Annotated in this window: 17 protein-coding genes; 5 read left to right on the top strand and 12 right to left on the bottom strand. The window is 64.6% G+C overall.

All coding sequences use genetic code 11. The features are described 5' to 3' along the window. Positions 1-7: 7 nt before the first annotated feature. Both GTP77_RS17485 and GTP77_RS17480 read right to left on the bottom strand, forming a co-directional pair. A complete protein-coding gene (locus tag GTP77_RS17485) occupies positions 8-1,501 on the bottom strand; it encodes a M20 family peptidase (protein ID WP_161073434.1) in 1,494 nt (497 codons plus the stop codon). Between the two features lie 13 nt (positions 1,502-1,514). Continuing rightward, positions 1,515-3,959 (bottom strand): TonB-dependent receptor, encoded by a 2,445-nt coding sequence (locus GTP77_RS17480; RefSeq protein WP_161073433.1) that lies wholly within the window; start codon positions 3,957-3,959, stop codon positions 1,515-1,517. A 165-nt stretch (positions 3,960-4,124) separates the two neighbouring features. Here GTP77_RS17480 and GTP77_RS17475 point away from each other — a divergent pair, with 165 nt between their 5' ends. Next, positions 4,125-5,123 (top strand): GlxA family transcriptional regulator, encoded by a 999-nt coding sequence (locus GTP77_RS17475; RefSeq protein ID WP_161073432.1) that lies wholly within the window; start codon positions 4,125-4,127, stop codon positions 5,121-5,123. Here GTP77_RS17475 and GTP77_RS17470 read toward each other — a convergent pair. Next, positions 5,112-6,314 (bottom strand): ammonium transporter, encoded by a 1,203-nt coding sequence (locus GTP77_RS17470; protein WP_161073431.1) that lies wholly within the window; start codon positions 6,312-6,314, stop codon positions 5,112-5,114. The two genes, GTP77_RS17475 and GTP77_RS17470, sit on opposite strands and share 12 nt — an antisense overlap. Positions 6,315-6,556: 242 nt before the next feature. Here GTP77_RS17470 and GTP77_RS17465 point away from each other — a divergent pair, with 242 nt between their 5' ends. Both GTP77_RS17465 and GTP77_RS17460 read left to right on the top strand, forming a co-directional pair. Further along, on the top strand, positions 6,557-7,840 hold the full coding sequence (locus GTP77_RS17465) for a hypothetical protein (RefSeq protein ID WP_161073430.1): 1,284 nt from the start codon (positions 6,557-6,559) through the stop codon (positions 7,838-7,840). A 104-nt stretch (positions 7,841-7,944) separates the two neighbouring features. Further along, complete coding sequence (locus GTP77_RS17460; RefSeq protein WP_161073429.1) at positions 7,945-8,499, top strand: DUF5625 family protein; 555 nt, start codon at positions 7,945-7,947, stop codon at positions 8,497-8,499. 92 nt (positions 8,500-8,591) lie between these two features. Here GTP77_RS17460 and GTP77_RS17455 read toward each other — a convergent pair whose 3' ends face one another. The 3 genes from GTP77_RS17455 to GTP77_RS17445 all read right to left on the bottom strand — a co-directional run bounded on the left by GTP77_RS17455 (position 8,592) and on the right by GTP77_RS17445 (position 13,939). After that, positions 8,592-10,763, bottom strand: a complete 2,172-nt coding sequence (locus tag GTP77_RS17455; RefSeq protein WP_161073428.1) for a prolyl oligopeptidase family serine peptidase — start codon at positions 10,761-10,763, stop codon at positions 8,592-8,594. Between the two features lie 111 nt (positions 10,764-10,874). Further along, on the bottom strand, positions 10,875-13,286 hold the full coding sequence (locus GTP77_RS17450; protein WP_161073427.1) for a bifunctional diguanylate cyclase/phosphodiesterase: 2,412 nt from the start codon (positions 13,284-13,286) through the stop codon (positions 10,875-10,877). Between the two features lie 8 nt (positions 13,287-13,294). After that, on the bottom strand, positions 13,295-13,939 hold the full coding sequence (locus tag GTP77_RS17445; RefSeq protein ID WP_229202244.1) for a methylamine utilization protein: 645 nt from the start codon (positions 13,937-13,939) through the stop codon (positions 13,295-13,297). A gap of 126 nt (positions 13,940-14,065) precedes the next feature. Here GTP77_RS17445 and GTP77_RS17440 point away from each other — a divergent pair, with 126 nt between their 5' ends. After that, positions 14,066-15,877 (top strand): GGDEF domain-containing protein, encoded by a 1,812-nt coding sequence (locus tag GTP77_RS17440; protein WP_161073426.1) that lies wholly within the window; start codon positions 14,066-14,068, stop codon positions 15,875-15,877. On the opposite strand, the gene GTP77_RS17435 is transcribed toward GTP77_RS17440, so the two are convergent. From GTP77_RS17435 to GTP77_RS17425, 3 genes are all read right to left on the bottom strand, one after another. Beyond that, positions 15,874-17,277 (bottom strand): SEL1-like repeat protein, encoded by a 1,404-nt coding sequence (locus GTP77_RS17435; RefSeq protein WP_161073425.1) that lies wholly within the window; start codon positions 17,275-17,277, stop codon positions 15,874-15,876. The two genes, GTP77_RS17440 and GTP77_RS17435, sit on opposite strands and share 4 nt — an antisense overlap. Before the next feature lie 126 nt (positions 17,278-17,403). After that, on the bottom strand, positions 17,404-18,030 hold the full coding sequence (locus tag GTP77_RS17430) for a 3'-5' exonuclease (RefSeq protein WP_187358750.1): 627 nt from the start codon (positions 18,028-18,030) through the stop codon (positions 17,404-17,406). Further along, positions 18,030-19,286 (bottom strand): Hsp70 family protein, encoded by a 1,257-nt coding sequence (locus tag GTP77_RS17425; RefSeq protein WP_161073424.1) that lies wholly within the window; start codon positions 19,284-19,286, stop codon positions 18,030-18,032. Before GTP77_RS17425 ends, GTP77_RS17430 begins: the two co-directional genes overlap by 1 nt. Before the next feature lie 169 nt (positions 19,287-19,455). Between GTP77_RS17425 and GTP77_RS17420 the strand changes: the two genes are divergently transcribed. After that, positions 19,456-20,550 carry a LacI family DNA-binding transcriptional regulator gene (locus GTP77_RS17420; protein ID WP_161073423.1) on the top strand — a complete coding sequence of 365 codons (1,095 nt, stop codon included), beginning with the start codon at positions 19,456-19,458 and terminating at the stop codon, positions 20,548-20,550. Here GTP77_RS17420 and GTP77_RS17415 read toward each other — a convergent pair. From GTP77_RS17415 to GTP77_RS30360, 3 genes are all read right to left on the bottom strand, one after another. After that, positions 20,536-21,024, bottom strand: coding sequence for a hypothetical protein (locus GTP77_RS17415; RefSeq protein WP_161073422.1), 489 nt, complete (start codon positions 21,022-21,024; stop codon positions 20,536-20,538). The two genes, GTP77_RS17420 and GTP77_RS17415, sit on opposite strands and share 15 nt — an antisense overlap. 86 nt (positions 21,025-21,110) lie before the next feature. After that, on the bottom strand, positions 21,111-21,467 hold the full coding sequence (locus GTP77_RS17410) for an iron chaperone (protein ID WP_161073421.1): 357 nt from the start codon (positions 21,465-21,467) through the stop codon (positions 21,111-21,113). A 91-nt stretch (positions 21,468-21,558) separates the two neighbouring features. Next, a partial coding sequence (locus GTP77_RS30360; RefSeq protein WP_223149364.1) for a hypothetical protein occupies positions 21,559-21,777 on the bottom strand: 219 nt, incomplete at its 5' end.

Raw genomic sequence — 21,777 nt, 5'->3', positions numbered from 1 at the left:
GCGCGCCCTATTTCGCGCTGAGGCGCATCAAAGACTGGTAGAACGCGATCAGCTCACCGTAATTGGCAATCGAGATGCGTTCGTCCGTTCCGTGGATGCGGGCAATGTCGGGCGGCGTCATGCGCACCGGCAGGAAGCGGTAGGCGGCGTCGCTCACACGGCTGTAGTGGCGGCTGTCAGTGCCGGCCACCACCAGGCCCGGCGTCACCAGGGCTTCCGGCGCCACCGTTGCCAGCGCGGCTGAAATCAACTGGTAGCCGGGGCCATTGCGGTCCGCCACCGGGGACGCCTCGGTCGCCGTGGCGCCATCGACCGCCACCTTCACCAGCGGGTCCGCAATCGCCTGCACCACGTGGGCCTGCACCTTGGCTACCGTGTCGCCCGGCGCGAGCCGGAAGTTCACCACAGCCTTGGCGTCGGCAGGCAGCACGTTGTCCTTCACGCCGCCGGAGATCATGGTCGGCGCGGTGGTGGTGCGTATCATGGCGTTGGTGGTATTGCTGGCAGCCAGCTGCCGCACCAGGACCGGTTCCAGCAGCCAGCTATTGGCCAGCCCCGCCCGCATGCTGAAAGGCAGCGCCGGCGCCAATGCCAGCAGGCCGGCGCCGCCCGGACCATCCAGGCTGGCGGCCATGGGCTGCTCCTCCAGGCGCGCCACCGCCCGGCTGACACGCCCCACCGCCGTGTAAGGCGGCGGCATGGACGAGTGGCCGCCGGCGGCGGTGGCGGTCAGTTGCAAGCTCACATAGCCTTTTTCCGACAGGCCGATGGGCGCCACCGGGCGCGCCATGCCGGGCACCAGCCCGTCCACGATCAGGGAGCCCTCGTCCAGCGAGAACCGCGCACGCACCTTGCGCTGCTCGAGCAAGTCCGCAATGCGCGCGGCGCCGTGGTGGCCGCCCAGCTCCTCGTCGTGCCCGAAGGCCAGCAAGATGGTCCGCTTGGGACGGAAACCGGCCGCCAGCAAATGCTCCACGCCTTCAAAGGTGGCCATGACCGCATGCTTCATGTCCAGCGTGCCCCTGCCCCAGACATAGCCGTCCGCGATATCGCCTGCGAACGGCGCGTGGCGCCATTTGTCCTCGGTGCCGGGTTCCACCGGCACCACGTCCATGTGCGCCGTCAGCAGTACCGGCTGCAAGGAAGGGTCGCTGCCCTGCCAGGTGTACAGCAGGCTGCTCCCGTCCACCACTTCGCGCCGCAACTGCGCATGGGTACGCGGAAAGCTGGTTTCCAGCAAGCGGTGCAGCTCGGGGAAACGGTTCACCGCTGCTTCGCCGCCTTCGCTGCCTTCGCCGCCGGACACGGTGGCAATCCGCACCGCCGCAGCCAAGCGCTCGCTGGCGGCGGCCAAGTCCGCAGGCGCGGCGGCGGTGACTTTGCCAACCGGCGGCAGCGACGGCACCCGCAGAACGTTCACCAGCATCGCCATGATCAGCAACAGCAGTAGAACGGCAACGCCGGCCAGCACGGCCCACAACAATTTGAGTTTATTGCGCATTAAAATCCCCGCCTCACAGTTTGACGCGCAGTTCCAGCGCCAGCGAACGCGGCCGCGTTACATAGACGTAGGGTGAGCCCACCGCCTCGCCCAGCGTGCTGACGTTGACATATTGCTTGTCCATCAGGTTGTTCGCCACCAGCCCCACTCCCCAGCGGCCGGACGGCGCCGTCCAGCCCAGGCGCAGGTCTACCCGCTCCTGCGCCTTGCCCGCGCCTACCGCGCTGTCGGGGCGGCACAGGCCCTGCTTGTAAGTATCGTCGTTGCAGCGGCGCTTGCCCATGTAGCCGTATTGCACGCTGAAATCGGCGTTGCCGTCCAGAGCCTGCCATTTCGCCGCCGCGCCCAGCGCTGCGCTGAAGTAAGGCGTGCCCGCCGCCTGGCCGCTGATATTCACACCAGTTGGCGAGACGTATTTGTCATAGGTCTGGTCGATGTATTCCAGCGAGCCGGTCAGGCGCCAGGTGCGGTTGATCTTCCATTGCACGTCCAGGTCCAGGCCGGTGGCGCCCTGGTCGCTGTTGGCGACCTGGTAGGACGGAATGCCGGTGGCGGCACTGTTCGGCACCAGCGTCAGGCTTTGCAGATTGGTGAAGTCGTAGTGGAACAGCGCCGCGCCGTAGGTCAATCCGGCCGCGCGCCATTCACCCTTGGCCCCCAGCTCCATGCTGGTAACCAGTTCTTCCTCGTAGTGGCCATTCACGCCCACCGCGTCGAAGCCGCCGGCCTGGTAGCCTTTGCTCCACGAGGCGTACACCATGTGGTCCGTGCCCAGGTGCTTGTCGAGCAGGACGCGCGGGCTGAAGTTGCTCCAGCTCTTGGACACGGCGTAAGGCGCGCTGGTCGAGCCCGGATTGTTGAACTGCACATTGCTCTGCACCAGCTTTTGCAGCAGGCCGGACTGCTGCGCGGTCAGCAGCTTCAGCGCCGTCGCGGTGGGGAAGAACTGGGCCTGGTTCAAGGCGGCCAGTTGCGCGTCCAGCGCGCTGGCGGTGCGGGCCGGGTTGTACCAGTTGAAAGCCTTGTGGTCCGCCGTGTAGCGGCCGCCCAGCGTCAGATTGGTGTCGTTGGCAGCGTGCCAGATCACGTCGCCATAAATAGCGAAGGCGCGGTAGCCGCCCACGTCGTTGATGCTCTCCTGCCACGGCAGGCCGGTCAGCTTCATGCCTTGCAGCGCCGTGTTGCCGGTGGCCTTGCCTATGCCCTGCGCAAGCTGCGTCAGCGTGGCGTATGGCGACAGGCCGGCCGCGTGCTGGAACAGCGTGTCCAGCGAGGTGGTGGTGACATTCACCTCCTGCCTTTGCGTGGCGCGCTCGCGGAAGGCGCTGGCGCCGGCCACCCAGTCCAGCGGCCCGCTCTGGCCGTTGAGCTTGAATTCCTGTTGCCAGGTGCTGTTCGACTCCACATTGCCGATAGCCAGGTAGGCGGCGGGATTCGAGGTGCCGTCCATGTCCTGCCAGTTCTGGGTATTGAAATGGCGGTAGGCGGTGGTGCTGGTCAGCGTGGCGAACGGCAGCGTGCGCTCCACGCGCAGCGTCACGCCGTCGAAGGTGCGCGACTGGCGGTTGGTGGCGGCGTCGTTGCTGAGCGGAATATTCAGCGGCGCGGTCCACACGTCCGGGCCGCCGAAGTTGACCTTGCCGCCGGTGACGGAATACGTGGCCGGGCCGGGGCCGCGCATTTTTTCGTGTTCCCAGCTCAGCACGGCGGAGGTATTGTCATCCTGCCAGCGCAGGGCGGCGCGGCCGCCGCTGTCACGGTCGCCGCCGGCGCGGCTGCCGTCGAAAGCGTTGCGGGTCCAGCCGTGGCTGCCCTGGTCCACTGCGGAAATACGGAAGGCGAGATTGTCGGTGAGCGGCGTGTTGTACATCAGCTCCTCGTGGCGCAGGCCGTTTTCGCCCAGGCGCACCAGGCCGCTGCCTTCCACCCGGCCCACCGGATCGTTGCTGACGATGGAGATCGCGCCTGCCGCCGCGTTGCGGCCGAACAGGGTGCCCTGCGGCCCTTTCAGCACCTCGATGCGCTTGATGTCGTTAAAGTTGAGCAGCGAACCGCCGGTCTTGCCGGTGTACACGCCATCGGTGTAAATGCCCACCGGCGAATCGGTGCCGATGCCGAAGTCCAGCGTGCCCACGCCGCGCAGGAAGATGTTTGGGCGGGTCGGCTGGGAGGTGTCGATCGACAGGCCGGGCACGAAGGAATCGATATCGCTCAGATTGGCCGCGCCCTGGTCCTTCAGCTGCTGGCCGGACATGGCGGTGACCGCGATGGGCACGCTCTGGATCTGCTGGCTGCGGCTTTGCGCGGTGACGATCACCTGGGCGGTGTCGGCCGGCAGCGCCTCCGGTTGCGGACCGGGCTCGGCGGCGTGGGCGGCTGGAAGGGCAAGGCTGGCGAGGGCAAGGCTGACAGCGTGGGCAGCAAGACGGCGGCGCGGACGGGGTACGGACTGGCTCAAAATGATCTCCGGATGAATGTTTTTATTGAAAAAACGCATGAGCGTTCAAAAACATTCTACGGCTTGCCAGATCGTCAAAATATAGCCATTATCGCCATCATGATTACCGATATCGCCACCATTTCTCCGCTCCACATAGAGATACTGTGCCCGCCAGAGGCGGCCATGGGCACGGTCTTCAGCACGGTGGACGTGCTGCGTTCGGCCACCAACCTGTTGCGCGCGCGCTACCCTGAGCAGCCCTCCCCGCTCACCTGGGATATCTACGTGCCGGAAGAATGTGGTCCGCTGTTCGACGCTTCCGCGCCCGGATTATCAGCCTCGACGCAGCGCCCGCGCGCAGGCACACGCACCCTGCTGATGGCGCCCACGCTGATCGCCAGCACGGTGCCGGAACTGATGGAAATTGCGCAGCGCTATCCCTCCCTGCTGCACAAGCTGAAGGCCCATGTGGACGCAGGCGGTATGGTGGCCGCGTCCGCATCCGGGCTGATCTACCCTTCGATGATGGGCATGCTGGACGGCCTGCGGCTCGATACGCTCTGGGTGTCCAAACCGCTGTTCACGCGGATGCATCCGGCGTGCGATTTTTCCGCCACCGAGGCCATGAATTTTAACGAGCGGCTGTACACCTGCGTTGCGCCCAGTCAACAGATCGAGTTCACGGCGGCCATTCTGAAACGGCTGCTCGATGCCAGCATAGGCGAGAGCTGCGCCCAGCTGCTGCAATACCAGCCCGAACGGCAGCGGCTGGGCTACCAGCTGATTGAAGACGGCCAGATGCATCCCACCACGGACAGCCCTGTCTACCGCGTGCAGCAATGGCTGAAAGCCCATTTGCAGCAGCCCTACCGGCTCGACGAGCTGGCCGTGGTGGCGTCCACCAGCAGCCGTACGCTGCTGCGCCACTTCCAGACCGCAGTCGGCATGACGCCGCTGGACTATCTGCACCGCGTGCGCGTGGATCGCGCCAAGGTGCTGCTGGAGGTCACGCAGCACAACCTGCACGCCATTGCGCTGGCCTGCGGCTACAGCGACGCCAGCTCGTTCAGCCGCATGTTCAGCAAGATCGCGGGCATCAGCCCCGGCGTGTACCGGCAGCGCTTCACCATGCGCAGCAAGCGCGTGCGCTGGCGCGCCGAGCCGCCGGAATCACCAGTTTGACTCGCGCTCCGGCGTGGAAGTGATGCGGTGCACCGACAGGTCGGCGCCCTGGAACTCCTGCTCGGGGTCCAGGCGCAGGCCCATGGTGGCCCTCAGCGCGCCGTAGATGGCGAAGCCCGAGGCGCCGGCGACGGCCACGCCCAGCAAGGTGCCCAACAGCTGCGGCATGAAGGCCACGCCGCCCATGCCGCCCAGCCCTTTCAGCCCGAAGATGCCCGCCGCGATGCCGCCCCACGCGCCGCACAAGCCATGCAGCGGCCAGACGCCCAGCACGTCGTCAATCTTCCATTTGTTCTGCGCCAGCGTGAACATCCATACGAAGATGGCGCCCGCGATACCGCCGGTAACCAGCGCGCCCAGCGGATGCATCAGGTCGGAGCCGGCGCACACCGCCACCAGGCCGGCCAGCGGGCCGTTGTAGGCGAAGCCGGGATCGTTCTTACCCATCAGCACCGCCACCAGGGTGCCGCCCACCATGGCCATCAGCGAGTTCACGGCCACCAGGCCGTTCATCTTGTCCAGCGCCTGCGCGCTCATCACGTTGAAGCCGAACCAGCCCACGGTCAGTATCCACGCACCCAGCGCCAGGAAAGGAATCGACGAAGGCGGATGTGCGGCGATGGCACCGTTCTTCATATAACGGCCACGGCGCGCGCCCAGCAGCAGCACGGCGGGCAGCGCAATCCATCCGCCCATGGCGTGCACCACCACGGAACCTGCGAAGTCATGGAACTCGGCGCCAAAGCTGTGCAGCAGCCAGTCCTGGAAGCCGAAGCGGTGGTTCCAGACCATGCCTTCAAAGAAGGGATAAACAAAGCCCACCAGCAGCGCAGTGGCGATCAGCTGCGGATAAAACCGTGCGCGCTCGGCGATGCCACCGGAAATGATGGCCGGGATGGCTGCGGCGAACGTCAGCAGAAAGAAGAACTTCACCAGCTCGTAGCCGTTTTTGGCAGCCAGCACGTCCGCGCTGGAAAAGAAATGCACGCCGTAGGCTATGCCATAGCCGATGAAGAAATATGCGATGGTCGAGACCGCGAAGTCCACCAGGATTTTCACCAGCGCGTTGACCTGGTTTTTCTTGCGCACCGTACCCAGCTCAAGAAACGCAAACCCCGCATGCATCGCCAAAATCATGATGGCGCCAAGCAGGATAAACAGCGCGTCTGCACCAGAATTGTTACCAGCCATACCAGCCACTCCCCAAAAAGATGCATAGTCAAATAAAGAATATGCATACAAGCAAAACTCGTACCAATTTGGTGCGTTACGCTAAGTGCATGATTTGTATGATATATGGCTACCACTAGCGAATCACCAGCGTGGTGCAATCGCACTTAATTAGTGCGGCCGGGAGTGACTATCATCATTGATATATCAACAATCTTTTATTCTTGCTACTATGGACTGACCAGAAATCTTAGGAGCAATTTATGATGGGGAAATTTCCGTATTACCGCCGCGTGGCGGCAACACTCCTCGTGCCAGCTGTGCTCGCCGGATGTGGCAGCTCAGACAGCGCGCCAGCGCCACCGGTTATCCAGCCTCCCGCGATCGTGACGCAGCCGGCCAGCGTCACGGTTATCGCCGGCGGTCCGGCTAATTTCGCGGTGGCGGCTAGCGGCACGAATCTTACTTATCAATGGAAGCGCAACGGCGCGGACATACAGGGAGCGAATGCGGCAAGCTACGCGTTGGCAACAACGCAGCTCGGTGATACGAAGAGCAAATTCAGCGTCGTCGTCAGTAACACCGCAGGCAGCGTGAACAGTACCGAGGCGGCGCTGACCGTCACGGGCGTTGCTGTGGTCGCCGGGTCGCTGACGGAAAAGGGATCTGCTGACGGCACCGGAAGCGCGGCCAGAATGTCGGGGCCTGCCTGCCTGACGCTAGACGGCGCCGGCAACGCTTATATTTGCGACCAAGATAACTACAGCGTCCGAAAAGTGACGCCGGCAGGCGTTGTCAGCACTTACGCGGGCCAGACACCAGCTGATCAGTCGGGCTTCCCGCAACCAACAACCGGACCAGCCGACACCGTACGAATCTATGCCAACTCCATACTTGCCGACAATATTGGCAATGTATATTTCGGTTCCGGCACGCAGCTCCTCCGAATTACTCCAGCCCGAAATGTAGAACTGACCTATGACTTCCCTATTAGTTCGCTCGATGGGCGAGCGATAGGCGCGCTTATCCCCTACGGCCTGGCCATCGATGGCGCGAGCACCCTCTACCTGGCCAACCAGCTCAGCCTTCGGAAGCTATCTCCCGCAGGCAAGGTCAGCATGCTGGAAGGTAAAGAAGTCGCATCCGCTCAGTTTGGCACAGTGGCTCCATACCGCACTGGACTGGCAGTCGATGGTGCCGGCAACATTTATTCTGTGTACAAGGGGAAGCTACGCAAGCTGGCGCCGGACGGGACGTCATTTGACTTCGCGGGCAGCAGCGACACGGGCACGGCCGTAGACGGCAGAGGCACGGCGGCCCGCTTCAGCAACAGCCTGTGGGTGTCGCTTGCGATTGATCCATCCGGCATTCTGTACATGCCTGACTATGAGAACAGCACGATCCGGAAGATTACGCCACAAGGCGACGTCACCACCGTCACTGCCGCCGGGCCACTGCCCGGCAAACCCATGGGCATAGCCATCGACGGCAGCGGCAACTTGTACACGCTCATAGGCAATGCGCTGGTCAAGATACAGCTGCAATAAACGCAAACGCGCCCCTGCGGGCGCGGCTTGCTGAGCTAAGGTGACGGTCGCGACCAAACGCGGCATACTTGGCGCTCTGCAATCAAATGGAGCATCTTGCCGCCATGGGACCTCTCGCTTACACGCTTTGCCAAAAATCCGTCATCGGCGTGGGCATGTTTGTCACCGGCCTTTGCGCCTTCCCGCCGCTGATTCCGGACACGCCCCTGCCCCTCTCCACTGCCGCGCCCACGGTCACGGTGCCGTTCACGGTGCCGGTGGATAAGAGCTACGAGTTCGACCTGCGCTTCACACCGCAGGCGAAGGAAGACCTGCAGCGCATAGGCCAGGTAGCGGGAACGCATTACGACGGCGAATACTGCGAGGGCAAGACCAGCTACGAAAACATCCCGCTGGCGCGGCGCGAAGGACTGGGGCAGCCCATACCGGTGCGGGTGGTGGTGCGGAGCCGGCCGGGCGGCGCGGTGGTGGTGGACCAGACCTTCATCTCGCTATGCAAGTTCGCCGCAGGCGGCGCCGACATGGCGGTACTGCGCAAGATAGGCCGCATCGACCTGGTGCGCGGCGACTACAGCGCCGAAGTATCCAGCCCCGGCACCGTGCCGGAACTGGCCGGCATCAAGACCTCATTCATGCTCGTATCCGGCCACGGAAAATAAGCGCAACTTACCTCAAAGACAAATCAACCCTGACCCCATTTTTCTTCCAAAGAAAAAGGGGTCAGGGTTGATTTTGCGGTGGGGATTAGGGCTTATTGGCTGCCGCCGGAGACAGGGGCGGCTGGGGCGCCCATGTTCAGGGCGCGGGTCAGGAAGCCCCAGCGGTCGGCCACTTCTTCGATCTGTTTCGCGGTCGGCTTGCCGGCGCCGTGGCCGGCTTTGGTGTCGATGCGGATCAGGATGGGGTTGGCGCCCGCTTGCGCGGCTTGCGCTGCGGCGGCGAACTTGAAGCTGTGGGCCGGGACCACGCGGTCGTCATGGTCGGCGGTGGTGACCATGGTGGCCGGGTAGCAGCCGCCCGCTTTCAGGTTGTGCAGCGGCGAGTATTTGACCAGGGCCTTGAACTCTTCCGGATTGTCCGATGAGCCGTAGTCCGAGGTCCAGGCCCAGCCGATGGTGAACTTCTGGAAGCGCAGCATGTCCATCACGCCCACCGCCGGCAGGGCCGCAGCGAACAGTTCGGGGCGCTGCGTCATCGCCGCGCCCACCAGCAGGCCGCCGTTGCTGCCGCCGCCTATCGAGAGCTTGGCCGGCGAGGTGACCTTGTTGGCCACCAGCCATTCGGCCGCGCCGATGAAGTCGTCGAACACGTTCTGCTTCTGCAGCTTGGTGCCGGCCTTGTGCCAGGCTTCGCCGTATTCGCCGCCGCCGCGCAGGTTGGCCAGCACGTACACGCCGCCCATTTCCAGCCACGCCAGGTTGGCCACCGAGAACGACGGCGTCATGGAGGCGTTGAAGCCGCCGTAGCCGTACAGATAGGTCGGGTTGCTGCCGTCCAGCTTGATGCCTTTCTTGGCCACGATGAACATCGGCACCTTGGTGCCGTCGCGGCTGGTGTAGAACTGCTGGCGGGTCTCATACGCGGCCGGGTCGAAGTCGACTTTCGGCTGGCGGTACACGCTGCTCTTGCCGGACTTCATATCGTAGCGGTAAATGGTGGCCGGGGTGGTGAAGCTGGTGTAGGAGTAGAAGGTCTCCGCATCCGTAGCCTTGCCTAGGAAGCCGCTGGCCGAGCCGATGCCCGGCAGGTCCAGCGTGCGCACGGGCTTGCCTTTCAGGTCGAAAATCTTCACGGCGCTGTGCGCGTCGGTCAGGTAGTTCAGCACCAGTTGCTTGTTGATGATGTTGGCGGAGGTCAGCGTCTCGGCCGCTTCCGGCACCAATTCTTTCCACTGGTCCGGCGCAGGCTTGCGGATGTCGATGGCGATGATGCGCGACTTGGGCGCATTCTTGTCGGTGCGGAAGTAGAACACCGGGCCTTCGTTGGCGATGAAGTCGTAGGCCGCGTCGAACTGCTCCAGCAGGCCGACCACTTTGCCGTCCTTGCTGGCCAGGTCTTTGACGAAGACGCGGTTCTTGCGCTCGGTGCCATGGCTGCCGTTGATGATCAGGTAGCGGCCGTCGTCGGTCACTTCGGCGCCGAAGCCCCACTCCTTCTGGTCGGGACGGTCGTACACCAGCGTGTCCGCGCTTTGCGGCGTGCCGATCTTGTGGAAGTACAGCTTCTGGAAGTAATTCACGCCGGCCAGCTTGGTCGCTTCGGTCGGCTCGTCGTAGCGGCTATAGTAGAAGCCGCTGCCATCGTGGTTCCAGGCGGTGCGGGAGAATTTGACCCACTTGATATGGTCTTCGGTGTCCTTGCCGCTGTCGATGGCGCGCACCTTGATCTCGTTCCAGTCCGAGCCGGAGGCGGCGGTGCTGTAGGCCAGCAGCTTGCCGTTCGGGCTGACGGCCGCGCCGGCCAGCGCCACGGTGCCGTCGGACGACAGGGTGTTCGGGTCCAGCAGCACGCGCGGCGTGTCGGCCAGGGTTTTCATGGTGTACAGCACGGACTGGTTCTGCAGGCCGTCGTTGCGGCTGTAGAAGTAGCGGCCTCCTTCTTTGTACGGCACGCCGTAGCGCTCGAAGTTCCACAGCTTGGTCAGGCGGGCCTTGATGGCCTCGCGCGCCGGGATCTGGCCCAGGTAGCCTTGCGTCAGCTTGTTCTGCGCGTCCACCCATTCCTTGGTCTCGGCGCTGTTGGCGTCTTCCAGCCAGCGGTAAGGATCGGCCACCGTGGTGCCGTGGTAGTTGTCCTGCTGGTCGACCTTTTTGCTGAGCGGGTAGCTCACTACCGCACCATTACCGGGGCAGGTTTGCGCCAGCGCAGTGCCGCTGAATGCGGCGGCCAGTGCGAAGATCAGGGAAGCACGTCGTAATTGCATAGATTCGTCTCGTCCGGTTATTTGGGAAGGGCGCGGATGTGCCGCGCCTCTGACGATCATAGCGTGGAATATGACAAATTTGAAATGTTCCGAAACGCGGCGCAGCGCTTTTTATTCGGCCAGCGTGCTCTCGGCCACCACTGCGGGCGCCCCCGGCGGCTGCCATTTCTCCAGCCAGCCGGCCAGCTGCTCGGCCGGCATGGGGCGGCTCATGAAGTAGCCCTGGCCCTGGTCGCAGCCCATGCGCGCCAGCAATCGCCACACGGCTTCGCTTTCTATGCCCTCGGCCACCACGCGCAGGCCCATGTTGTGGCCCAGGTCGATGGTGGAGCGCACGATCTTGCTGTCGCCGATGTCGTTCTCCATGTTCAGCACGAAGGACTTGTCGATCTTCAGCTCGTCCACCGGCAGCCGCTTCAAATAGGCCAGCGAGGAATAGCCGGTGCCGAAATCGTCGATGGACAGTTCCATGCCCATGCCGTGCAGCCGCTCCAGCGTGTTCTGGGCCCGCACCGGGTCGTCCATGATGGCGCTTTCGGTAATCTCCAGGCAGAAGGCGGACGGCTCGAGTTCGTGCCGCGCCAGCAGCTCGGCGAATTTCACCGGCAGGTCCTGGTCCATCAGGTCGCGCGTGGACAGGTTGACGGAAATCTTCAGCTTGATGTCCTGCGCGGCCAGCTGGCGGCACAGCACCGCCGACTGCTCCATCACCCAGCGCGTCAGCACGCGGATAAAGCCGGTCTGTTCGGCGAAGGGAATGAACTGGTCGGGGAAGACATTGCCGCGCTCGGGATGGACCCAGCGCACCAGCGCCTCGGCCCCCACAGCCTTGCCGCTGCCCAGCATGATCTTGGGTTGCACGAACAGGCGGAATTCGTTGCGTTCGACCGCGTTGCGCAGCTCGGTCAGCAGCGACAGGCTTTGCTCGCTGCTCTTGTCGATGGCCGCGTCGTACACCACGGCGCCGTCGTTGCGCTGCTTGGCCGTGTACATGGCCACCTCGGCCGCGCTCAGCAAGGACTCGGCGTTGTCGCCGTGCAGCGGGTAGCCGGCGATACCCAGGCCCGCGCCGATGTCCACCATCTGCTCGTCCAGCGAGAGCGGCGTTTCCAGCGCCGTCAGCACTTCGCGCGCGATCACCTGCGCCTGCTCCAGCGTGGTATCCGGCAGCAGCACCACGAATTCGTCACCGCCCAGGCGCGCCACCTGGGCCGAGGTGTTGCGGCGGTTGGCCAGCTGCACCTGCAGGCGCCCCGCCACCTGGCGCAGCAGCGCGTCGCCGAAGCTGTGGCCCATGACGTCGTTCACGTGCTTGAAGCGGTCCAGGTCCATCATCAGCACAAACACCGGCGTTTCGCGCTTGCGCGCCTCGGCGATGGAGTCGTTCAGGTGCAGCACGAACTGGGCGCGGTTGGGCAGGCCGGTCAGCGTGTCCCAGTACGCGAGGCGGCGGATTTCCTGCTCGCGCTTGGCGATACCGTCGCGCATGCTGTCGAAGGCCTGCGCCAGCGCGCCGATCTCATCCTCGCGCTTGAATTCAATCTGGCCCTTGTAGTCGCCGCGCTCGAGGCGCTTGGCGGTGTCGGCCAGCAGGGTCAGCGGCTGGGCGATGCGCTTGGCGGTGAACACGCTGGCGGCGGCCGAGATCAGGATGCCGGCCACGGCCAGGCCCAGCAGCCAGCGCTCCAGCCGCGCATATTCGGCGATGGCCTCGTCGATGGAGCGCACCAGCAGCACGCTCACGGCCTGCCCGGCGTCCTCGCCCAGCAGCAGCTGGCGCACGCTGTAGCGCGCGTCCTGCACCGTCACGTCGAATGACGCGTCCAGCCGCGCCGGCATGGTCTCGATGCTGTGCGTCAGGGCGGCAATCACCGGCGCCGGGAAAGTCGAAGCCACCGGCAGCAGCCCGCCTTGCCGGTCCCGCGTCAGGATGGACGTGTGCAGTCCGCTCACGCTTTGCATTTCGCCGGCCAGCTGGCCGTCGATCGGGAAGGTCATGACGATGTAGCCGATGACGATGGGCGCCTTCACCGGCATCACCACCACCTGGTAGGGATAGCGGTCCACCATGGCGATGCCGTTGGCGCCGTCCGACGCTTCGGCCTGGTCCAGCATGCTCATGACCAGCTTTTCCAGGCCGGCCGACTGGCTTTCGCTGGTGGTGGCGGTAATCTTGCGTTCGGCCGACACCAGCATGGACGCGGTGGCCTTGATGCGGCGGCCGCTGTTGGCCAGCGCGGATTCGATGGTGGCGCGGTCGGACTCGTCGTTGTTGCCGATGGCGGCCACGAAGGCGGTGTCGCGCGCCAGCAGGCGGGCGCCGAAGCGCAGGCTCTGCGCATTCTGCTCCAACAGGCGGCGGAACACCTTGGCGCCGTTGCCCAGTTCAACGCTGATGGAAGCGCGCGCATTGCTGTCGATGCCGCGCTGGATCAGCAGCAGCCCGGCCACCTGCACCGCGACGATCAGCAGCAGGAACAGCGTGACGATGCGGCTCTCCAGGCTGCGGAAGTGGAAGCGCATGCGGGCTCCTACAGCGCGTCGCCGCTGACGGGCGGCTTCATGGGCAGGCGGAAGCTGGCGGTGCCCAGTGCGTCGCCGGCCTTGACCACCACCGCCTGCTCGGCGGGCTGTCCGCCGGCCATATTGAAATGCCAGACCTTGAGCACGTACTTGCCGGCCGGCGCGTCGATGCGGCCCACGCCGGCCGCGTCGCCCTTCACAAAGTAAGGCGTATCGACGATGCGCACATAGGCCACCATCTTGTCGTGGATGTTGCATCCCAGCACAACAATGCCGGGTTTGTCGAAGATTTGCGGCGTGGCCGTGGTGCCCGAATACAGCTTCTGGTCGAACTTGTGCGCCGGCGAGAAGGAGTAGATGTGGTGGCGCACCTTGTCGTTGTTCGGGAAGTCGATGCGGGTGCCGGTCTGCACCACGGTCACCAACGGCATGAATTTCAAGCTCTTCTGCTCGATCTCGGCGGTTTTCAGCGCGCCCTTGGACACGGCCTGCCCGGCCTCGGCCTCCAGCCAGGCCACAGCGTCGGCCAGCGGCGTCCCGGTGCTGTCGTGCACCGCCACGGCAACGCCGGACGCGCGGGCGCCAGCCGCCAGCAAACAGAGGGTAGCGACGGCGGCCAGGCGGGGGAACGGTTTCGGCATCGGTGCGGGCATGAGTGCTGATAGAGGAAATCCTATTGTAGCGCCAGCAGCGGACAGCGTTAAGTAGTTTCCTGAATTCATCAACCTGTCACATTCCCTGCTTACCATCACACACTTGCTACTTCTTGCCTGCTTACCATGAACAATGTGGCCTATCTGCGCCCCGCACCCGACGACGACGCCTTGCTTCGCATGCAACTGAACGACATCATCGAGCGGCGCCAGCTGAACGCCCTGTTCCAGCCCATCGCCCGCATGCAGGATGGCGACATCATTGCCTACGAGGGACTGATACGCGGCCCGTCCGACAGCCCCCTGCACTCGCCGCTGAACCTGTTCAAGGCGGCCCGCGTGTGCGGACGCACGGTGGAGGTGGAGCATCTGTGCCGGCGCGTGGTGCTGGAGCGCTTCGCCGAACTCAAGCTGCCGGGCAAGCTCTTCCTCAACGTCAGCCCCGAATGCCTGCTGCTGCAGCCGGACGGCACGCGCGGCGAAACTTTGCAATACATACAACAGCTCGGCATCAATCCGGAGCGCGTGATTATCGAACTGACCGAAAATCAGCCCACCTATGATTACGAACTGATGCGCGAAGCGGTGCTGCATTATCGCAACATGGGCTTCCAGATCGCCATCGACGACCTGGGCGAAGGCTTCTCCAGCCTGCGCCTGTGGTCGGAACTGCGGCCCGAGTATGTCAAGATCGACATGCATTTCATCCAGGGCATCAACCACGACCCGGTGAAACTGCAGTTCGTGCGCTCCATCCAGGAGATCGCCGACAAGTCCGACACGCTGGTCATCGCCGAGGGCATAGAAACCCAGGCCGAGCTGCTGGTGCTGCGCGATATCGGCGTGGCCTACGGCCAGGGCTACCACCTTGGCCGGCCGCATCACGCGCCGGCGCGCGCCCTGCCAGCCGAAGTGGCCAAGGCGCTCAGCCGCAACGGCGTGGCCGTGTATCCGCAGCGCGGCGCCGAAAAGCAGGCCGCCAGCATCGCCAAGCTGCTGCACGAGGTGGCGGCGGTGCCGCCGTCCATGAGCAACAACGAGGTCTATGAGATCTTCATGGCGGAACCCAAGCTGATGATTATCCCGGTGGTGGACGGCGGCGAGCCGCTCGGCCTGATCAGCCGTTTCGACATGATCGACCACTTTGCGCGCCCCTACCAGCGCGAGCTGTACGGCAAGAAGTCCTGCAAGGTCTTCATGGACCCCAAGCCGCTGATCGCCGACAAGGACACCAGCCTGCAGGACCTGTCCTACCGCATGGTGGAGTCGGCCGCGCACCACCTGTTCAACGGCTTCATCATCACCGAGCACGGGCGCTACCTGGGCATGGGCACCGGCCACGACCTGATGCGCGAAATCACGCAGATGCAGATCCACGCGGCGCGCTACGCCAACCCGCTGACCCAGCTGCCGGGCAACGTGCCCATCAACGAACATATCGACCGCCTGCTCGAAAGCGGCACGCGCTTCTGGGTCTGCTATTGCGACCTGGACCACTTCAAGCCCTTCAACGACGTGTACGGCTACCGCCGGGGCGACGACGTGATCCAGATGACGGCCCGCATCCTCAGCGGCCATTGCGATCCCGACCGCGACTTTATCGGCCATATCGGCGGCGACGACTTCATGCTGCTGTTCCAGAGCGAGGACTGGGAAACGCGCTGCCGCGCCATCCTGGCCGATTTCGAGAGCAGCGTGCTGGACTTCTACAGCCTGGAGGACCGCGACCGCGGTGGCTATATCAGCGAGGACAGGCAGGGGAAAAAAGTGTTCTATTCGCTGATGAGCCTGTCTCTAGGCACGATACGCGTGGAGCCGCACCAGTACTATTCCCACCACCAGATCGCCACCCAGGCTTCGGACGCCAAGAAGCAGGCCAAGAAGATCCACGGCAACAGCCTGTTCGCGGACCGCCGCCAGCACGTCCAGCCCGGCTAGGCGCCCGCCTGCTGGCAGGCCGGCTGTTCGCCGCTGGCGGGAAATTGCTCGGCCAGCGCGCACGCGGCGGCCAGCGCACCGGCCAGCTCGGCCTCGCTCAGTTTTCCGCGCATCTGCTCGCGCTGCGCCGCCGCGCAGGCGTTGCCGCCGGCGGCCGACACGGCAATCCAGATATACGCTTGCACCGGATCGCGCGCCACCCCGCGTCCGCTGTGATACATGCCGCCCAGGTTGTACTGCGCCAGCACATGGCCCTTGGCGGCGGCCTGGCGGTAGCAGGCCACCGCCGCCTCGTCGTCGCGCGCCACGCCCTGGCCGTTGGCGTACATCACCCCCAGGTTGTTCAGCGCGCTGGCGTCGCCCTGGGCCGCCGCAGCCTGGTACCAGGCCACGGCGCGCACCTCGTCGCGCTCCACGCCGTGGCCGTTGGCATACATGACTGCCGCGTTGAACTGGGCAGTGACGACGCCCTGCTCGGCCGCCTGGCAATACCACTCCAGCGCGCGCGCCGCGTCGGCGGCCACGCCGCGTCCCTGCGCATACATGGCGGCCAGCTTGGACTGCGCCTGCGCGTGGCCGGACTCGGCGGCGCGGCGATACCAGATCAGGGCCTCCGGCTCGTCGCGTTCCACGCCGTAGCCATTGGCCAGCAGCACGGCCAGGCTGAACTGGGCGTCGACGTCGTCCTGCGCGGCGGCGCGCGCCAGCCAGCTGTAGGCGCGGCGCTGGTCGGGCGCCACCCCGCGCCCCTCGGCGTAGGCGATGCCGACCAGACGCTGCGCGACCGCGTGGCCCTGCGCGGCGGCCTGCCGGAACCAGGCCAGCGCGGCGGCTTCGCTGGGCGGCACGCCCTGGCCGCGCTGGTGCATCCGGCCCAGGTTGAGCTGGGCGTCCGCGTCGCCCTGCAAGGCCGCCTTGCGCAGCCAGGCCAGCGCCAGCGGATCGCTGCGCCGCGTGCCCAGCCCCAGCAGATAAGCCTCGCCCACCAGCGCCTGCGCACTGGCCACGCCCTGCGCGGCGGCGCGGCTGAACCAGGCCAGCGCGGTGTCATCGCTGCGGGCCACGCCGCGCCCCTTGCGGTACATCTGGCCCAGGTTCTGCTGCGCGGAAGCTTCGCCCTGCTCGGCGGCCAGGCGGAACCAGAAGGCGGCCTCGGCGTCGCGGCAGGCCGTGCCGCGACCGTTGTAGTACATGGCGCCAAGATGATTTTGCGCAAACGCCAAGCCTTGCAGCGCGGCGAGGCGCATCCAGATGAAGGCCTTTTCGTCGTCGCGGCGCACGCCCTGGCCCTTCTTGTACAGCAGGGCCAGGTTGAACTGGGCGTAGGGATTGCCGCGCGCTGCAGCATCGCGGTACCAGGAGAAGATAGTGCTGTCGGCGGGGGAATAGCGATGGTCCATGATGACTCTTTGCGACGCGTGTGCACAAAGTTTAGTCAGTCAGGCCAGCATCCTTTTGATCGCGCTCAATCATGATTGCGAATTGATAGCCAGGCGGAAATTTTCGGCTAGCGGACCATCCGGCTCCTACTTGCCGGTCTGCTTGAGCAGATAAGCATGCACCTTGGCCGCCGCCAGCTTGTTTACCGACAGCAGCAGTTCCGGCTCAACCTGGGCAAGGCCGTAGGTATCGCCCAGGTGGCGTGCGATATGCAGCAGCACTTGCGCCGCCACTTCCGCGTCCGACTCGGCCCGGTGGGCCGCGCTCTTGAAGCGGATGCCGAGCTGGCCGGACAGCTGGCCCAGCTTATAGCAGCCCAGCGCGGGAAACACGCGCCGCGCCAGCTTCAGCGAACAGACCGTGCCCTGGTGCGCCGGCGCCAGGCCAAAGCGGCCCGCTTCCGCGCGCAAGAACTTCTCATCGAAGCTGGCGTTGTGCGCGGCCAGCGCGTCGGAACCGATAAAGTCCAGCAGCTCGGGCACCACCTCGTCCACCGGCGGCGCGCTGTCCACCATCTGCTGGGTGATGCCGGTGAGGCCGGTGATAAAGCTGGGTATGCGCACGCCGCAATTGATCAGCGAGACATAACGGTCGGTGATACGGCCGTCTTCGATGCGCAGCGCAGCCACCTCCGTGATGCGGTCGCCCATGTCCGGCGACAGCCCCGTGGTCTCGAAGTCGATCATCACGATGGGCTTGCTGTACACCGTCATTACGCGCCCCCGAACTTGCGCACCGCGTCCAGCGCCAGGCCGGCGCCGATGCTGCCGAACAGGTCGCCTTCCACCTTGCGCGCGGCAGGCAGCACCGCGCCGATGCGTTCGCGCAGCGACAGCACGCCGCTCGAGCCGCCGGTGAAGAACACCGTGTCCACCTGCTCCGGCTTGACGCCCGCGTCCGCCAGCATCTTCTGCACGGTCTGCTCGACCGAGCCGACCAGGTGGCCGATAGCGCTGTCGAAGCTGCTGCGGCTCAGGTCCAGCGTGACGGCGGGCGACAATCGGTCCAGCTCCAGCGCCACGTGCTCGGCGCCGGACAGGGCGATCTTGCCCTCCTCCACCTTCATCGCCAGCCAGTGGCCGGCGCGCTGGTCGATCAGCTTTTGCAGGCGGCTCAGCTTGTCCTGCTCGCGCGCGTCGCGCACCAGCTCCGACAGCTGCGTCCACATCTTCTTGGTGTAAGCCAGGTTGATGGTGTGCCAGGTGGCCAGGTTGAAGAAGTAGCTGGACGGCACTTCGCTATTGTTGTTCAGCTGGGTGCCGTAACCCAGCAGCGGCATCACCGCCGACAGGCTCAGGTATTTATCAAAGTCCGTTCCGCCGATGTGCACGCCGCCGGTGGCCAGGATGTCGTCGCGGCGCTCGGCCTTCCTGGCGCGCTCGGGCGACAGGCGCACCAGCGAGAAGTCCGACGTACCGCCGCCGATGTCGGCGATCAGCACCAGCTCTTCGCGGTCGATCTGCGACTCGTAGTCGAAAGCGGCGGCGATGGGCTCGAACTGGAACGCGATATCCTTGAAGCCCACCGAACGGGCGATCTCGGCCAGCGTATCCTCGGCCAGCTGGTCATTGGCGGCGTTATCGTCGATAAAGTGCACCGGGCGGCCGAACACGGCCGAGGTGAACTGGCGGCCGGATGCCTGCTCGGCGCGCTTCTTGACTTCGCCGATGAAGTTGGCCAGCAGCATGCGGAACGGCAGCGCGCGGCCACCCACTTCGGTCTGGCCGTCGATCAGGCTGGTGCCCAGCAGGCTTTTCAGCGAGCGCATCAGCCGGCCTTCGTAGCCGGCCAGGTATTCGCTCAGCGCGGCGCGGCCGAACGTGACTTCCTCGTCTTCGGCGTTGTAGAACACCACCGAGGGCAAGGTGGTTTTGCCGTCCTCCAGGGCCAGCATGGTGCCGTGGCCGGGACGCACCCAGCCCACCGTGGAATTGGACGTGCCAAAATCGACTCCGCAAGCTATGGCCATGTCTATCTTCCAGTAAATTCTAAGGGGCGGTAGTTTAGCAGAAACGGCCTGCCCTGCGCCTATTTAACGACACTTGCCAGCATTATTATCGCAGACTATTGCCATACGGTAAGACAATAAGATATCCTCAGGAAATAACTATAAACATGCAATGCCTGGCCCAACAGAGATGAGACCTACGAAAAACGCGCCGGCACCGAGCGCTGCGGAACACAAGGCAGCCATACTGCGCGACAACCGGCGCGTGACGTCCTACGACGTGGCGCTGGTGGCGGGCGTGTCGCAATCGGCCGTGTCGCGCTGCTTCAAACCGGGCGCCAGCGTGTCCAAGGACACGTTCAAGCGCGTGATGGAAGCGGCCAGCAGCCTGGAATACATCCCCAATGCAGCGGCGCGCAGCCTGATTACGCGGCGCAGCAACATGGTGGCGGTCATCATCTCCAACGCAGCCAATCTCTTCTACCCCGAAGCGCTGTCCGAACTGAGCAAGCAACTGGCGCGGCGCGGCAAGCGCGTGCTGCTGTTCACGCTGAACCGCGAAAGCGAGCTGGACGGCGTGATGAACGACGTCTGGCAATACCAGGTGGACGGTGTGATCGCCGCCGCCACGCTGAGCGAGGCGCAAGTGGCCGAGTTCGAGCGCCGCCGGGTGCCGCTGGTGGTCTTCAACCGCAACCTGCGCGGCCAGGCCGCCAACACCGTGGCCTGCGATCAGTACGAAGCGGGCCGCGCGCTGGCCTCGCGGCTGGCTGCGGCCGGGCACCGCGTGTTCGGCATCATCGACGGCGCGCAGGACAACGCCGTGGCCAGCGAACGCCGGCGCGGCGTCTGCGAACGGCTCGCCGAGCTCATGCTGCCGGAACCGCTGATCGTGCGCGGCAATTTCGACTACACCAGCGGCAAGCTGGGCCTGCGCGAAATCATCGCGCGCAGCAACGGCCGGGTACCGGACGCCGTCATCTGCGGCACCGACGTCATGGCCATAGGCTGCCTGGACTGCGCGCGCCACGAACTCGGGCTGAACGTGCCGGAGCAGCTGTCCGTGGCCGGCTTTGATGCGGTCGAGGCCTCCGAGTGGCTCAGCTACAACCTGACCACCCTGCGCCACCCCATGCAGCAAATGGCGGCAGCGGCGGCCGACCTGCTGCACAACCTAATCGACAACCCCGGTGGCGCCGCCGAGAAGCGCATGTTCGCCCCGCACTTCATCGAAGGCGCCACCGCCCGCCTCGCCCCGCTCGCGTCCGTTTCACTCGCTGCCTAAGGCGGTGCGCTCAGGCCTGGTTGACAGGGCCACCACCGCAGCACCGGCTATCACGATCAGCGCATCCTCAATCAGCCCGCTCCGGGTTTGCCCGATCTGCGCCATGGCCCGCTTGCGGGCAGCGAGCGTCGCGTAGGCAAGCGGCACGGCAGTTGCCACTGCGACTACAGCGCCAGCCTGCTCCCGGCCCTTGGGCGCCAGCGCCGCGCCGGCAATCCCGGCACTCAACACGCGCGCCAGCAGCCCAAGAAAGACAGTCCGGTCAGGTGCGGACTTCATCTTGTCACCGGCCAGCTCTCCGAGCCCCATGGCGAGCGCACCGTACTTGAACACCGGCCGATCCAGCAGGACCAGCTCTCCGCTTGTTTGGCGCTGCGCAAGGCGCGCCGCCGCGAGCGTGGCCATCGGCGTCATGGACCGCGCGCTGGCGACGGCGCCGATCAGAGTGGAAGAAATCAGGCTGCGAGTATTCATCTGTACTACCCCTATGCGAGTGGACGTGTAAGACTCCACCTTAGGGACTATTTCGCATTCCATCTGTTAGATGGGGCATACAAACGCTAGTCCAGCTCAGCCAGCCGGGCGCGCACGAAGTCTTTCACCAAGCCCTCGTCCATACTCCAGTCAACCGGGATATGAAAACAATTCTTAAAAACAACAAGACCCTGGAGCCTCGGCTTGAAAGTCTCCATCACGGAGGCGCTCCATGGAGCAATTGTCAGATGATTTTTGTAAGCAGCCAAGCCGGCCAGATACTTGCCGTTCCAGTGGATGTGCGGGACATTCCAGGCAAGCTTGGCTTTCAGCTCAGGAAACTCGCTGAGCACAAAAGTGATAATGGTGCGAAGTGTTTTCGCCTTTACACTATCCAATGACCCCAAATACTCCTCTACCGACGCAAACGCTTGTGTACCCAATTTGTGCTTTCCTCTACTGAAATCAACACCTCGCCTACCCCTAGGGAGATACAGTGGAATATGCCGTTTAGGCCAGGCTTTCGCCCCGAAGCTAACCATCACGTGGTTCAATATATCGGTGCGACTTGTCTGTGCGTTGCTGAGCAAGCCGACAAAAACCCTGAGCTACCACTTCGTTTGGGACGGTGTTCTCAAAGACCAAGTGCAACACCTTTTGCTGTAAGGTGCCGCCATGGCGAGAATCTACAAACATTTGACAACCCAGGAGCGCGCTGTCGTCATGACCATGCGCGACGACCAGTGCTCCACC

It is taken from the genome of Pseudoduganella aquatica (assembly GCF_009857595.1).
GTDB classification, from domain to species: Bacteria; Pseudomonadota; Gammaproteobacteria; order Burkholderiales; family Burkholderiaceae_D; genus Rugamonas; species Rugamonas aquatica_A.
Note: the sequence above shows the minus strand (reverse complement) of the source record. Positions and strands in the feature narration are given on the sequence as shown.

Excerpts from the sequence above, each read along its gene's own strand:
- GTP77_RS17425 (WP_161073424.1), bottom strand. The coding sequence starts at position 19,286 with ATGGCCATAGCTTGCGGAGTCGATTTTGGCACGTCCAATTCCACGGTG.
- GTP77_RS17475 (WP_161073432.1), top strand. The coding sequence starts at position 4,125 with ATGGGCACGGTCTTCAGCACGGTGGACGTGCTGCGTTCGGCCACCAAC.
- GTP77_RS17455 (WP_161073428.1), bottom strand. The coding sequence starts at position 10,763 with ATGCAATTACGACGTGCTTCCCTGATCTTCGCACTGGCCGCCGCATTC.
- GTP77_RS17440 (WP_161073426.1), top strand. The coding sequence starts at position 14,066 with ATGAACAATGTGGCCTATCTGCGCCCCGCACCCGACGACGACGCCTTG.
- GTP77_RS17420 (WP_161073423.1), top strand. The coding sequence starts at position 19,456 with ATGAGACCTACGAAAAACGCGCCGGCACCGAGCGCTGCGGAACACAAG.
- GTP77_RS17465 (WP_161073430.1), top strand. The coding sequence starts at position 6,557 with ATGATGGGGAAATTTCCGTATTACCGCCGCGTGGCGGCAACACTCCTC.
- GTP77_RS17450 (WP_161073427.1), bottom strand. The coding sequence starts at position 13,286 with ATGCGCTTCCACTTCCGCAGCCTGGAGAGCCGCATCGTCACGCTGTTC.
- GTP77_RS17445 (WP_229202244.1), bottom strand. The coding sequence starts at position 13,939 with ATGCCCGCACCGATGCCGAAACCGTTCCCCCGCCTGGCCGCCGTCGCT.
- GTP77_RS17430 (WP_187358750.1), bottom strand. The coding sequence starts at position 18,030 with ATGACGGTGTACAGCAAGCCCATCGTGATGATCGACTTCGAGACCACG.
- GTP77_RS17460 (WP_161073429.1), top strand. The coding sequence starts at position 7,945 with ATGGGACCTCTCGCTTACACGCTTTGCCAAAAATCCGTCATCGGCGTG.
- GTP77_RS17435 (WP_161073425.1), bottom strand. The coding sequence starts at position 17,277 with ATGGACCATCGCTATTCCCCCGCCGACAGCACTATCTTCTCCTGGTAC.
- GTP77_RS17485 (WP_161073434.1), bottom strand. The coding sequence starts at position 1,501 with ATGCGCAATAAACTCAAATTGTTGTGGGCCGTGCTGGCCGGCGTTGCC.
- GTP77_RS17415 (WP_161073422.1), bottom strand. The coding sequence starts at position 21,024 with ATGAATACTCGCAGCCTGATTTCTTCCACTCTGATCGGCGCCGTCGCC.
- GTP77_RS17470 (WP_161073431.1), bottom strand. The coding sequence starts at position 6,314 with ATGGCTGGTAACAATTCTGGTGCAGACGCGCTGTTTATCCTGCTTGGC.